Consider the following 13,679-nt stretch of genomic DNA (forward strand, 5'->3'; position numbering starts at 1 on the left):
TAACTCTAGTACATCACCCGGCGTCGCGACGAGGTGCGCTGCCTCACGCCCGCCGGGACCATGACCGGCCGGGGCGTATCGGGCTGCCCTTTTTCGATCAGGTCGACCAGGAGCGCCACCGCCGTGCGGGCCGTGCGCTCCGGGTCGAGCGTCACCGTGGTGACGGGCGGCTCGGTCTCCGCGTACCCCGGATCCTCGCTCGCACATACGAGCAGCAGATCGTCCGGGACACGCAGGCCGTGCCGGGCCGCCGCGGCGAGGAGCTGGCGGCCGCCGGGGTCGTAGACGGCGTGGACGGCGTCGATCCGTCCGAGCGCCTTCCCTCCGGGCACCTCCCCTCCGAGCACCTCGTCGAAGGCGTGACCTTCATCGTCGTACGCAATGAAGGGGACCACCAGCGGGGACACCGCGTGCTCGGCGCACCAAGCGATGTACGTCTCGGCCACCACGCGCGCGTAGTGCTCGTCGCCGTCGCCTGACTGGAGCGCGATGCGGGTCGCGCCGGATGCCGTGAGGTGGTCGAGGACCTCGCGGGTGGTCGCCACGTGGTCGTTGTCCACCCAGTGGTCCCCGGGGCGTACGTCGCCGGGGACGCCGTCGAAGACGAGCGGGATGCCGCGGGCACGCAGGGCACGGACCATGGGGTCGCCCCGCGGGCTGTCCATGACGAGCATTCCGTCCACGGCGATGCTGTGCCAGGTGTCCTCCGTCACGCGGTCCGCGGGGAGGATGGTGAGGGCGTAGCCGCGGGCGTGGGCCGTGGCGGTGGCGGCGGTGATGGCCCGGGAGAAGTAGGCGACTTCCGTGTAGTCCCAGGCTCGGGGGTACGTGGTGACGGCCACCCCGAGGGTTCTCGTCCGCGTGGGCGCGCCGTAGCCGAGGGCGGTGGCGGTTTCCCTCACCCTGCGGCGGGTGGCCTCGCTCAGGCGACCAGTTCCGTTCAGGGCGTGCGAGACCGTTGCGCTTGATACCTCTGCTGCGCGGGCTATGTCGGTGAGGGTGGGCCCTGGCACGGCGGTCATCCTACGGATTCCCTGTGCCAGAGGGCGATGCCTCCACGGAATCCGTCGTGGGAGGCGGCTTCTGGTTAAGGGGTTACTCGCGGAGGGTTCGTGGTCCGCCGCGGGTGTGCGGGGTCCATGCCGCCGCTTCGCGGCGGATCTTTCCCACCCACCCAACCGCCCACCCACCCGATCACCCCGCGACACATCGCGTACGTCCGGGGCCGGGCTGCCCTCAGGAGTCCCTCATGCCTTCCCCGCACCTCACTCCCCTCTCCCGGCGCGGACTGCTCGCCTCCGCCGGGGCCGCCGGGCTGCTCACCGCCATGGGTGCGCCCGGCGCCACCGCCTCGCCCCGCCGCTCCGCCTCCCTCGTCGTGCACAACGCCCGTGTCTTCACCGGCACTCGGGGGCACGCCCGCGCGGAAGCCGTCGCCGTGGGGCGGGACGGGCGGATTCTCGCCGTCGGGAGCGACGGTGCGCTCAAGCGGTTCATCGGGCGCGACACCGAAGTCGTCGACTCGCGTGGCGGGACCCTCATGAGCGGGATCCACGACGGGCACGCCCACCCGATGGACGCCGCGAGCCGCTCCCTGAAGCCGTCCCTCGCCGGTGCCGAACAGACCGTCGCCGACCTGCAGAAGACCCTGACGGGATTCCTGAAGGACTCCGCCGATCAGGAGCCCGACGGGTGGCTGGTCGTGGAGGACTGGAACCCCGTGGGGCTGCTGCCGCAAGGGACCGCCCCGCACCACTCCATGCTCGATGCCGTGGCGACCCGGCGCCCCATCGCCCTGCGCGGCGGCGACGGGCACAACATCTGGGTCAACCGGCGCGCCCTCGACATCGCGGGCATCACCGCATCGACTCCCGACCCGGTCGGCGGCAAGATCGTCAAGGGCTCGGACGGCAAGCCGACCGGCGTGCTCAAGGACGACGCCCAGCCGCTCGTCACCCGGCACATCCCCGAGCCCGACCAGGAGCAGCTCGTCGCCGCCGCCGCGAAGACCCTCGCGGAGGCCGCCGCGTCGGGGATCACCACCTTCATGGAAGCCGTCGTCGGCAAGGGCGAGTTGGCCCTCTACAAGGCGCTCTCCGAGAGCGGGAAGCTGCCGCAGCGCATCGTGCCCGCCCTGCGCATCGACACCGACAAGACCAAGGACCCGGCCGCGGCCCTCGCCTTCGCGCGCGGGCTGCGTGACACGTTCGGCGGCGTGCGCGGGCTCCGGTTCGGCACGGTGAAGGTCTTCCTCGACGGGGTCATCGAGTACCCCGCCCAGACCGCCGCGCTGCTCAAGCCCTATCTGGACGAGGACGGCAAGCCGACCGACCACCGCGGTGAGCTGTATGTGTCCGCCGCGGACTACGGCAGGCTCACGGCCGCCTTCAACAAGGACGGCTGGCAGATGCACGCGCACGCCATCGGCGACCGCGCGGTCCGCACCTCACTCGACGGGTACGCGTACGCCCTGCGCACGACCGGAGCGCGCGGCCTGCGCAACACCACGGCCCATCTCCAACTCGTCGACCCCGCTGACCTCCCCCGCTTCGCGCAGCTCGGCGTCATCCCCTGCATGCAGCTCCAGTGGGCCACCCGCAACACCTGGACCATGGACGCCCTGCTGCCCTACATCGGTGCCGGGCGCCACCGTTGGCAGTACCCGGCGCGCAGCCTTCAGCGGCACGGGGCGCGGCTCTCCGGTGGCTCGGACTGGCCCGTCGATCCGCTCCAGGTGTGGAACCAGGTGCGTACCGCCGTCGACCGGTTCGGAGCCGAGGGAGAAGAGGCGGAAGGTGACCTGTATCGCGAGCAGGAGGGGCTCAGCCGGTCGTCCGCCCTGCTCATGCACACCCTCGGCACGGCGCGTCAACTCCGTATGGACCATCTCACCGGGACCGTCGAACGGGGCAAGTCGGCCGATCTGGTGCTGCTCGACCGCGATGTGACGCGGTGTCCGGTGGCCGATATCAGCTCTGCCGAAGTGCGTCTGACGTTGACCGGAGGCACAGTGGTGCATGACGCCGAATCGTCGGCCGGGCGCGCGGCAGCCGCCCGGGTGACGCGCGCGGCGGCCGGGCCCCGGCCCACGGCGCAGGCCGCGGTGCACGGTGGGCGGCACGCCTCGTGCGGATGCGGCTGACCCGGTACGGGCAACTGGCGTACGGAAACGACGTACGGGAACTTCCGTACTGAATCGGACGTTTCACGTATGGCCTACCCCGACTCGTGCGTCATCTCATATCTGAGATAACCTGCGGAACATGGCAGACGATTACCTCGTACGTATCGGCAAGCTCATCCGCGACGCCCGGCAGCACAGGGGTTGGACGCAGTCGCAGCTTGCCGAGGCGCTCAGCACAAGTCAGAGCGCCGTGAACCGCATCGAGCGCGGCAACCAGAACATCAGCCTTGAGATGATCGCCCGTATTGGCGAGGCTCTCGACAGTGAAATCGTCTCGCTCGGGTACGCGGGTCCCATGCATCTGCGAGTGGTCGGCAATCGTCGGCTCTCCGGCTCCATCGACGTCAAGACGAGCAAGAACGCCTGCGTGGCGCTGCTCTGCGCCTCCCTGCTCAACAAGGGACGCACGGTGCTGCGCCGCGTGGCGCGCATCGAGGAGGTCTACCGCCTCCTCGAAGTGCTCGGCTCCATCGGCGTCCGGACCCGTTGGATCAACGACGGGGTCGACCTGGAGATCGTGCCGCCCGCCAAGCTCGACATGGAGGCGATCGACGCGGAGGCCGCCATCCGGACCCGCTCGATCATCATGTTCCTGGGCCCGCTGCTGCACCGCATGGACCGCTTCAAGCTGCCGTACGCGGGCGGTTGCGACCTCGGCACCCGCACGATCGAGCCGCACATGATCGCGCTGCGCCGCTTCGGGCTCGACATCGCCGCGACCGAGGGGCTCTATCACGCCGAGGTCGCGCGTGACGTCGTACCGGACCGCCCGATCGTGCTGACCGAGCGCGGCGACACCGTGACCGAGAACGCCCTGCTCGCCGCGGCGCGCAGCGACTGCACGACCGTCATCCGCAACGCCTCGTCGAACTACATGGTCCAGGACCTGTGCTTCTTCCTGGAGGCGCTCGGCGTGAAGGTCGAGGGCATCGGCACGACGACCCTCACCGTGCACGGCGTCCCGAACATCGACGTCGACGTGGACTACTCGCCCTCCGAGGACCCGGTCGAGGCGATGAGCCTGCTCGCCGCGGCGGTCGTCACGGAGTCCGAGCTGACGGTCAAGCGCGTCCCGATCGAGTTCCTGGAGATCGAGCTCGCGGTCCTGGAGGAGATGGGACTCGACCACGACCGCACGCCGGAGTACTTCGCGGACAACGGCCGTACGCGCCTGATCGACCTCACCGTCCGGCCCTCCAAGCTGGAGGCGCCGATCGACAAGATCCACCCGATGCCGTTCCCCGGCCTGAACATCGACAACGTCCCCTTCTTCGCGGCCATCGCGGCGGCGGCGCAGGGCAAGACGCTGATCCACGACTGGGTCTACGACAACCGCGCGATCTATCTGACGGACCTGAACCGCCTCGGCGGGCGGCTCCAACTCCTCGACCCGCACCGGGTGTTGGTGGAGGGCCCGACCCGCTGGCGCGCCGCCGAGATGATGTGCCCGCCCGCGCTGCGGCCGGCCGTGGTCGTGCTGCTCGCGATGATGGCCGCCGAGGGCACGTCCGTCCTGCGCAATGTGTACGTGATCAATCGCGGGTACGAGGAGCTGGCCGAGCGCCTCAACTCCGTGGGCGCGCAGATCGAGACGTTCCGGGACATCTAGAGCGGGTCCCGCCGCACGGCTCTCCCGCTACGACTGGGCAACGATCACCGGTCGTCCCTGGAGGTGCACGAGGGCGCGGTGCTGGGGTGGGTGCATGGCAGATCGCACCCTTGTTCCCGGCACACGCGCCCTCGTCGTGTTCTGTGCCTCGCTTGCTCTGCTCGCGGCAGGGTGTGGAGAGAAGGGCGACACCGGGAAGTCGTCGTCCAAGGGGGGCGGCAACCCCGTGTCGACCCCGGCGGCGTCCCGTCCGGTGCCCTCCGGCGGGAAGGGCTCCAAGGACCCGGACGACATCAACGGCGACGGACACCGCGATCTGCTGGTGCCGCTGGCCCCGCGCAGCGAGAACGGGGACGGCGCGACCGGCGTCGTCTTCGGCTCCGCCAAGGGGCTCGATCCCTCGACGCACGCCGTGTACGACTACGCCCCCGGCACCGTCACCACCGCCGATCTGGACGGGGACGGCTATCCCGACTTCGTCACCACCGAAGGCTCCATGGAGCAGGAGTCGCCGACCGTGGACTGGGGAAGCCCGGGTGGACCGAAGGCCGGTGCGGAGGCAACCCGGATCCAGGTGCCGGGCGAGGGTCTGTCCGGGCCGGTGCGGGGCGACTTCGACGGGGACGGGCACCACGACATCGCGGCGCTCCGGCAGGACGGGTCCGTGGTCCTGCTGTACGGCCCCTTCGCCCGCTCGGGGGCTCCGGCCCGCACCGACACCCGGCCCGGCGGGGGCAGCTGGCTGGCCGCCGACGACATCGCCCCCTCGGGCAAGCCGCACGCGACCGGTCTCCTCGTCCACGAGGGCGACGACGGCGAGCAGACGGGCGGGGTCCTCTATCCGGCGCGCGACGGAAGCGGCCTCTCCCGCACCTCCGTCGAGCTGCGCAAGGGCAACGCGGCGGCGTTCGGTGACTACGACGGCGACGGCGCCCGGGATCTGGCCATCGGCGACGACGGCAGCCGCAACGACGAGCCGGACACGGAGGAGGATCCGGAGACGGTCTCCTCGCTCGCGGTCTACCCCGGCAAGGGCGGCGACCCGGTCACGTACAAGATCCCGGAGAGCCGCAACTCCGACTACGGGCCCGGCGGTTACACGTCCGGGGACCCGGACGGCGACGGCAAGGACGCCCTCGTCGTCTCGACGGACGAGGGCGCGCTCCTGATCGAGGGCGAGAAGCGGACGAAGATCCTTCGGGAGGGACCCGCCCGCGAGAACGGCAAGAAGACCCCGGCCCGATGGCGCCACGCGCGCCCGTACGCCGCCGCCGACTTCGACGCCGACGGCAAGGAGGAGCTGATCTTGAACTGGGGTGGCACGGACACGCTCTTCGGCCTGTACGGCGAGCAGCCGACGCACTGGTGGATCACGGACGGCACGACGTCACGGGACAAGGCGGCGTTCGCCACGACGGGGTTCGCGGGGCGGGGCTGAGGCGCCGGTCGCTCTGCCGCTCAGGTGCTCGCCACGAACTCGCGGATCGCCGCCGCCAGGCCGTCCGGGCGATCCAGCGGGATCAGAGTGCGGCAGTCGTCCAGTTCCACCAGGCGGCTCTTGGGGAGCAACTCGGCGAGTCTGCGGCCGTGTTCCGGAGGCATCATCTTGTCCTGCCTGCCCCAGACGACGAGGGCGGGCCTGTCGTACGTGCGCAGGCCCTCCGCCGCTTCCGCCATCTCCGCCTTGCGCGCGGAGCGCAGATAGCGGACCAGGACGGCGCGGGCCTCGGGTTCGGTGAGCAGGGGTTCGAGCCAGCGGTCGATCAGGTCGTGCGGGACCGGGCGGTGCGCCATGACCGCGAACCCCGTGCCCGGGACGCGGCGCAGGGCGCGCACGGAGAGGATGCGGACCAGGAGCGCGATGCCGCCGGGGATGCGTGCGGCGGCGTCCATCATCTTGCCGCCCGCGCGCGGCGGGTAGTTGTCGAAGGCCTCGCAGCCCGCGACGACCATCCGGCCCACGCGGTCGGGGCGCTCGGCCGCCAGCTGCTGGAGCCGTCCGGCGTCGTTCTCGACGAAGACCGCGTCGTCGCCGAGCTCCAGCGCGTCGGCGAACTCGCCGATCAGCCGGGCCATGGCCGGGGGCGTCAGCTCGGCGCCCGGTTTCAGCGGCACGCGATGGCTGCCGTACGGGAGGGTCGGCACCAGGCAGCGGAACTCCTCGCCCAGCTCCTCGACGACATGGCGCCATACGCTGCCGTCCTGGACGAGGCCGTGCAGGAGGACGAGCGGTGTGCCCGTGCCCCCCGTGTCCTCGTACTCGACCGGTCCCGCGCTGAGTTCGATCCTTGCCATGGCCGCCCCGTTTCCCCGTGGTTCCGCGTGCTTGCCTGTGCTTCCCCGTAGATCGTCGGGTCGACGCTATGCGGCTCAGTCGAGTACCGCCACCCCGTCCAGCTCCACGAGGCACTCCTCGTCCCAGAGGCGTACCGCGCCGATCACCGCCATGGCGGGGTAGTCGCGGCCCGCCAACTTCTTCCAGATCCTGCCGAGTTGATGCGCCTGCGTGCGGTAGTCGGCGACGTCCGTGGCATAGACGGTGACGCGGGCGAGGTCGGCGGGGGTGCCGCCCGCGTGGCGCAGGGCGGTGAGGAGATTGGTCAGCGCCAGCTCGAACTGCTCCGGCAGGGTGGTGCCGTTGACCTTTCCTTCGGCGTCGAGCGCGGTCTGGCCCGCGAGGAAGACGAGACGGCCGCCGGTCGCGGTGACGGCGTGCGAGAAGCCGGTGGGCGGGGAGAGTTCGACGGGGTTGACGCGTTCGAGGCTCATGCGGAGGGCTCCTCACGGGTGGTGGACTGCGGGGCGGAGGCGGGTTGCGGGGCGGACGGCGCCGCCGACTGCTCTGCGTACAACTCCTTGGCGATGATGGTGCGTTGGACCTCGCTCGCCCCCTCGTAGATGCGGGGCGCCCGCACCTCACGGTAGAGGTGCTCCAGCAGGTGGCCGCGCTGCAACGCCCGGGCCCCGTGCAGCTGGACCGCGGCGTCCACGACGTACTGCGCCGTCTCCGTGGCGATCAGCTTGGCCATGGCGGCGCGTCGGGCGATGTCCGGTTCGCCGCGGTCGTACGCCGCCGCTGCCGCGTGCACCATGAGGCGGGCCGCCTCGGTGCGCGTGGCCATCTCCGCGACCTGGTGGGCCACGGCCTGCAGATCCTTCAACTTGCCGCCGAACGCGTCCCGTTCGGCGGAATGCGCGAGCGTCGCGTCGAGCGCCGCGGCCGCCATGCCGACCGCGAAGGCGCCGACGCTGGGGCGGAAGCGGTTGAGGGTGGTCATGGCGACGCGGAAGCCGCGGTCGACCTCGCCGAGCACGTCGTCGCCCGTGACGGTCACGCCGTCGAAGGCGAGGGCGCCGATCGGGTGCGGGGAGAGCATGTCCAGGGGGGTGCCGGTGAGGCCCGCGCGGTCGGCGGGGACGAGGAAGGCGGTGACGCCGCGGGCGCCCGCGCCGGGGGTCGTCCGGGCGAAGACGGTGTAGAAGTCGGCCTCGGGGGCGTTCGAGATCCAGCACTTCTCACCGGTGAGCCGCCAGGAGGAAGGGCCGTCCGGTGCGGCGCTCAGGGCCAGGGCGGCGGCGTCCGAACCCGCGCCGGGCTCGGAGAGCGCGAAGGCGGCGACGGCGTGCCCTGCGCGGGCGGGGGCCAGCCACTGCTCGCGCTGGCGCGTGGAGCCGAACGCGGCGACGGGGTGCGCCCCGAGCCCCTGGAGGGCCAGCGCGGTCTCGGCCTCGGTGCAGGCGTAGGCGAGGGACTCGCGCAGGAGACAGAGGCCGAGGGCGCCCGATGTGGCGTGCGGGGCCCGTGAGGGGGAGGACGGGCCGGATGCACCCTCCCCCTCCCCCGCGAACAGGCGGTCAAGGAGGCCCAGTTCCCCCAGTGCCTCCACCAGCGGGCGGTTCACCCGGCCCGGCTCACCCTTCTCCGCCAGCGGACGCAGCCGCTCGCCGGCGAGGGTGCGTAGCTCCGCACACCAGGCGGTTTGTTCCGGATTGAGCGAGAATGCCGTCATGCCGGGCCCCTCCTCTATCGCGCACCGTTGACTGTCGTCACCATCACGATACGCTCGTCGTGCGAGCTCACCACAAGCCCGAACGGCAAGGGGGCGACCCGCTGTGGACGCCAAGAGTGCACTCCGACTCCACCCGTCAGCTCACGTCGACACCTTCGCCCGGGAGCATCTCCCGCCGCCGGAGCAGTGGCCGGCGCTGGTCCGCGACCGGCCCGAACTGCATTACGCCGACCGCCTCAACTGCGGCGCCGAGCTCCTCGACCGGACGGTGGAGCGGCTCGGCGCCGACAGGCCCGCCTTCCGTGCGGGCTCCGGCGACGTGTGGACGTACGGCGAGCTGCAGCGGCACGTCAACCGGATCGCGCACGTCCTGACCGGCGAACTCGACGTCCAGCCCGGCCAGCGCGTCCTGCTGCGCGGCCCGACCACACCCTGGCTCGCGGCCTGCTGGCTCGCGGTGATGAAGGCGGGCGCGGTCGCGGTCACCGTCCTGGCCCAACAGCGCTCGCACGAGCTGGCCACCATGTGCGAGATCGCGGAGGTCGGCCACGCGCTGTGCGACGCCCGCGTGGTGGACGACCTGGTCAAGGCCGGGATCCCGGGGCTCGCCGTCACCACCTTCGGCGGGGACGGGGACGACGACCTGCTGGCCCGCGCCGCCCGTCAGCCGGATGTGTACGAGGCCGTCGACACCGCCGCTGACGACGTGGCCCTCATCGCCTTCACCTCCGGCACCACCGGGCGCCCCAAGGGCTGCATGCACTTCCACAGCGATGTGCTCGCCATCGCCGACACCTTCGGGCGCCACGTCCTGCAGCCGGGGCCCGACGACGTGTTCGCGGGCAGCCCTCCGCTCGGCTTCACCTTCGGGCTCGGCGGGCTCGTCATCTTCCCGCTGCGGTTCGGCGCCTCGTCGCTCCTGCTCGAACAGGCGGGCCCCAAGCAGCTGTTGCCCGCGATCGCCGAGCACGGCGTGACGGTGCTCTTCACGGCGCCGACCGCCTATCGCGTCATGCTCGACGAGCTGCGCGAGCCGGACGCCCACGACGTCTCCACGCTGCGACGGTGCGTCTCCGCGGGCGAGAACCTGCCCGCCGCCACCTGGCAGGCCTGGCACGAGCGCACCGCTCTGCGCATCATCAACGGCATCGGCGCGACCGAGCTCCTGCACATCTTCATCTCCGCGGCGGACGAGGCGATCCGGCCCGGCACCACGGGCCGCCCCGTTCCGGGCTGGCACGCGCGCGTGGTCGACGACTCGGGGGCCCCGGTGCCGGACGGGGAGCCGGGCCTGCTCGCCGTGCGCGGTCCGGTCGGCTGCCGGTATCTGGGCGACGACCGGCAGCTTCAGTACGTACGCCACGGCTGGAACGTCACCGGCGACACCTACGTCCGTGACGCCGACGGCTACTTCACCTACGTGGCCCGCGCGGACGACATGATCATCTCGGCCGGGTACAACATCGCGGGCCCGGAGGTCGAGGAGGCGCTCCTGCGCCACCCCGACGTCCTGGAGACGGCCGTGGTGGGGCGCCCGGACGAGCTGCGCGGGCAGACGGTCGTCGCCTACGTCGTCCCGCGCGCGGGAACGGAGCGGGACCCGGACCGGCTGCGCGAGTTCGTGAAGGGCGAGCTGGTGCCGTACAAGTGCCCGCGCGAGATCGTCTACCTGGACGCGCTGCCGCGCACCGCGACAGGCAAGCTGCAACGGTTCCGGCTGCGGGAGCCGGGCCCCGTAGAGTGATCACGTGTCCGAGCAGCACACTCCACGGTCCCTGATCGTCACCTTCTACGGCGCCTACGGGCGTGCGGCCCCCGGCCCGGTGCCCGTCGCCGAGCTGGTCAGGCTCCTCGCCCCCCTCGGCGTGGACGCCCCCTCCGTGCGCTCGTCCGTGTCCCGGCTCAAGCGGCGCGAGCTGCTCGTCCCGGGGCGGACGGCGGCGGGCGCGGCGGGGTACGCCCTGTCGCCGGACGCGCGGCAGCTCCTGGAGGACGGCGACCGGCGCATCTACGCCACTCCCCCGTCCGCGCGCCAGGACGGCGGCTGGGTGCTCGCCGTCTTCTCCGTGCCGGAGTCCGAACGCCAGAAGCGGCACGTGCTCCGCTCCCGCCTGGCCGGGCTCGGCTTCGGAACGGCCGCTCCCGGGGTGTGGATCGCCCCGGCGCACCTCTACGAAGAGACCCGGCACACCCTGGAGCGCCTCCAGCTCGCCTCGTACGTCGATCTGTTCCGGGGCGAGCACCTGGGCTTCGCGGCGACGGCTGACGCGGTGGCCCGCTGGTGGGACCTCTCCTCGATCGCCAAGGAGCACGAGGCGTTCCTCGACCGGCACGAGCCGGTGCTCAGGGCCTGGCAGACACGGACGGACACCCCGCCGGAAGAGGCGTACCGCGACTACCTCCTGGCCCTGGACTCCTGGCGCCGGCTGCCGTACGCGGATCCGGGGCTGCCCGGGGAACTCCTCCCGGACGGGTGGCCCGGGGACAGGTCGGCCGAGGTGTTCGCGGCGCTCGACGGGCGGCTGCGCGACGCGGGGGCGCGCTTCGTGACGCCGGGCGACGCCTAGAGCGTCAACTCCCCAGCTTCAGGCGGGGCTTGGGCGCGTCCGTGCGTCCCGTCTGCGGTCGGCGGCTGCCCGCCCCGTACTGCTGCGGCCAGCTGACTCCCGGCCCCGCGTACCCCTGCTCGGCCGCCGCGTGCAGCGTCCAGTGCGGGTCGTACAGATGCGGGCGCGCGAGCGCGCACAGGTCCGTACGGCCCGCCAGGATCAGCGAGTTGACGTCGTCCCAAGAGGAGATGGCGCCGACCGTGAGGACGGGGATGCCGGTTTCGTTGCGGATGCGGTCGGCGAACGGGGTCTGGTAGGAGCGGCCGTAGGCAGGGCGTTCGTCGGAGACGACCTGGCCCGTCGAGACGTCGATCGCGTCGGCTCCGTGCGCGGCGAAGGCGCGGGCGATCCCGACGGCGTCGTCCGCGGTGGTGCCGCCTTCGGCCCAGTCGGTGGCCGAGATGCGGACGGTCATGGGTTTGCCGTCCGGCCACAACTCCCGGATCGTGTCGAAGACTTCGAGGGGGAAGCGCAGCCGGTTCTCCGGCGAGCCGCCGTACTCGTCCGTCCGGTGGTTGGTCAGCGGCGAGAGGAACCCGGACAGCAGATAGCCGTGCGCGCAGTGCAGTTCGAGGAGGTCGAATCCGCTGCTCTCGGCCCGCCGGGCCGCCGCGGCGAACTCCTCGCGGATCTCGGCGAGTCCGGCCCGGTCCAGCTCGTGCGGGCGCTGGCTGTTCGCCTTGTACGGGAGGGGCGAGGGGGCCACGAGCGGCCAGTTCCCCTCGTCCAGGGGCTCGTCGATGCCCTCCCACATCAGCTTCGTCGAGCCCTTGCGGCCCGAGTGCCCGAGCTGGACGCCGATCGCGGTGCCGGGCGCCTGCGCGTGCGCGAAGTCGGTGATCCGGCGCCAGGCTTCGGCCTGTCCTTCGGTATAGAGCCCGGCGCAGCCCGGCGTGATGCGGCCCCGCTCGCTGACGCACACCATCTCGGTCATGACCAGGCCCGCGCCGCCGAGTGCCCGCGCGCCCAGGTGGACGAGATGGAAGTCGCCGGGGACGCCGTCCACGGCGGAGTACATGTCCATGGGGGACACGACCACGCGGTTGCGCAGGGTGAGGTCGCGCAGGGTGAAGGGGGTGAACATCGGCGGTGTGCCCTCCGGGCAGCCGAAGTCGCGCTCGACGGACTCGGTGAAGTGGGCGTCGCGCAGCCGGAGGTTGTCGTGGGTGACGCGGCGGCTGCGGGTGAGCAGGTTGAACGCGAACTGGCGCGGCGGCTGGCCGAGATAGTCCGGGAGCCGCTCGAACCACTCCAGGCTCGCGCGGGCCGCGCGCTGCGTGGACTCGACGACGGGGCGGCGCTCCGTCTCGTACGCGGCGAGGGCTTCGGGGATGCCGGGCCGCTCCTCCAGGCAGGCGGCGAGCGCGAGCGCGTCCTCGACGGCGAGCTTCGTGCCGGAGCCGATGGAGAAGTGCGCGGTGTGGGCGGCGTCGCCGAGGAGGACCGTGTTGCCGTGCGACCAGCGCTTGTTGACGACCGTGCGGAAGTTGATCCAGGCGGACTTGTTGCCGCGCAGGGGCCGGCCGCCGAGGGCGTCGGCGAAGATCTTGGCGCAGCGCTCGGTCGAATCCCGCTCGTCGAGCTCCGCGAACCCGGCCGCCTCCCACACCTCTTCGCGCATCTCGACGATGACCGTGGACTCGCCGGTCCCCGCCGTGGAGAAGGGATAGCCGTGCAGCTGCATCACGCCGTGCTCGGTCTCGGCGATCTCGAAGCGGAAGGCGTCGAAGGCAAAGTCGGCCGCCAGCCAGATGTACCGGCAGCGGTGCGTCTCGACGCTCGGCCCGAAGGCTTCGGCGTGCGCCTCGCGCGTGAGGCTGTGCACGCCGTCCGCCGCGATCACCAGGTCGTACGCGGTGGCAAGCTCGGCGGCGGGCGGCGCCTCGGCACGGAAGCGCAGGTCGACGCCGAGTTCCTGGCACCGCTCGTGCAGGATGCCGAGCAGTCTGCGGCGCCCGAGCGCCGCGAAGCCGTGCCCGCCCGAGGTGTGGCGGCTCCCCCGGTGCACGATGTCGATGTCGTCCCAGCGCACGAACTCCGCCTGGAGCGCGGCGTAGACGACGGGGTCGGCGTGCTCGATGCCGCCGAGCGTCTCGTCCGAGAGGACGACGCCGAAGCCGAACGTGTCGTCCGGTGCGTTGCGCTCCCAGACGGTGACCTCGCGCCGCGGGTCGAGCCGCTTGAGGAGGGCCGCGGCGTAGAGACCGCCGGGGCCGCCTCCGATGACGGCGATGCGGTGCGCGGCGCCTTGCGCGGTGGCCGTCATC

10 protein-coding genes are annotated in these 13,679 nt (G+C 72.0%); 5 read left to right on the forward strand and 5 right to left on the reverse strand.

What is annotated here, in order from left to right; translation table 11 throughout:
* Positions 1 to 5 precede the first annotated feature (5 nt).
* Positions 6 to 1,022 carry a LacI family DNA-binding transcriptional regulator gene (locus tag ABZ833_RS28425; protein ID WP_361052016.1) on the reverse strand — a complete coding sequence of 339 codons (1,017 nt, stop codon included), beginning with the start codon at positions 1,020 to 1,022 and terminating at the stop codon, positions 6 to 8.
* A gap of 227 nt (positions 1,023 to 1,249) precedes the next feature.
* Here ABZ833_RS28425 and ABZ833_RS28430 point away from each other — a divergent pair, with 227 nt between their 5' ends.
* From ABZ833_RS28430 to ABZ833_RS28440, 3 genes are all read left to right on the forward strand, one after another.
* Positions 1,250 to 3,142 carry an amidohydrolase gene (locus ABZ833_RS28430; protein WP_361052019.1) on the forward strand — a complete coding sequence of 631 codons (1,893 nt, stop codon included), beginning with the start codon at positions 1,250 to 1,252 and terminating at the stop codon, positions 3,140 to 3,142.
* A gap of 121 nt (positions 3,143 to 3,263) precedes the next feature.
* Positions 3,264 to 4,793 (forward strand): UDP-N-acetylglucosamine 1-carboxyvinyltransferase, encoded by a 1,530-nt coding sequence (locus tag ABZ833_RS28435; protein ID WP_361052022.1) that lies wholly within the window; start codon positions 3,264 to 3,266, stop codon positions 4,791 to 4,793.
* Between the two features lie 94 nt (positions 4,794 to 4,887).
* Positions 4,888 to 6,231: a VCBS repeat-containing protein gene (locus tag ABZ833_RS28440; protein ID WP_361052025.1), complete on the forward strand. Its 1,344-nt coding sequence runs from the start codon at positions 4,888 to 4,890 to the stop codon at positions 6,229 to 6,231.
* A gap of 20 nt (positions 6,232 to 6,251) precedes the next feature.
* On the opposite strand, the gene ABZ833_RS28445 is transcribed toward ABZ833_RS28440, so the two are convergent.
* From ABZ833_RS28445 to ABZ833_RS28455, 3 genes are all read right to left on the reverse strand, one after another.
* Positions 6,252 to 7,088, reverse strand: a complete 837-nt coding sequence (locus ABZ833_RS28445) for an alpha/beta hydrolase (protein ID WP_361052028.1) — start codon at positions 7,086 to 7,088, stop codon at positions 6,252 to 6,254.
* Between the two features lie 75 nt (positions 7,089 to 7,163).
* Positions 7,164 to 7,562, reverse strand: coding sequence for a RidA family protein (locus tag ABZ833_RS28450; protein ID WP_249587180.1), 399 nt, complete (start codon positions 7,560 to 7,562; stop codon positions 7,164 to 7,166).
* A complete protein-coding gene (locus ABZ833_RS28455) occupies positions 7,559 to 8,803 on the reverse strand; it encodes an acyl-CoA dehydrogenase family protein (protein ID WP_361052031.1) in 1,245 nt (414 codons plus the stop codon). Before ABZ833_RS28455 ends, ABZ833_RS28450 begins: the two co-directional genes overlap by 4 nt.
* 103 nt (positions 8,804 to 8,906) lie before the next feature.
* Between ABZ833_RS28455 and ABZ833_RS28460 the strand changes: the two genes are divergently transcribed.
* Together ABZ833_RS28460 and ABZ833_RS28465 are read left to right on the forward strand one after the other, a co-directional pair.
* A complete protein-coding gene (locus ABZ833_RS28460) occupies positions 8,907 to 10,547 on the forward strand; it encodes an AMP-binding protein (protein ID WP_361052034.1) in 1,641 nt (546 codons plus the stop codon).
* Positions 10,548 to 10,551: 4 nt separating this feature from the next.
* The gene (locus tag ABZ833_RS28465) at positions 10,552 to 11,370 is read left to right on the forward strand and encodes a PaaX family transcriptional regulator C-terminal domain-containing protein (RefSeq protein ID WP_361052037.1); all 819 of its coding nucleotides are present in this window, start codon (positions 10,552 to 10,554) and stop codon (positions 11,368 to 11,370) included.
* 4 nt (positions 11,371 to 11,374) lie between these two features.
* On the opposite strand, the gene ABZ833_RS28470 is transcribed toward ABZ833_RS28465, so the two are convergent.
* On the reverse strand, positions 11,375 to 13,678 hold the full coding sequence (locus ABZ833_RS28470; protein ID WP_361052040.1) for a bifunctional salicylyl-CoA 5-hydroxylase/oxidoreductase: 2,304 nt from the start codon (positions 13,676 to 13,678) through the stop codon (positions 11,375 to 11,377).
* Between the last annotated feature and the right edge of the window lies 1 nt (position 13,679).

This window comes from Streptomyces sp. NPDC047525, from assembly GCF_040643025.1.
Lineage (GTDB): Bacteria > Actinomycetota > Actinomycetes > Streptomycetales > Streptomycetaceae > Streptomyces > Streptomyces durmitorensis.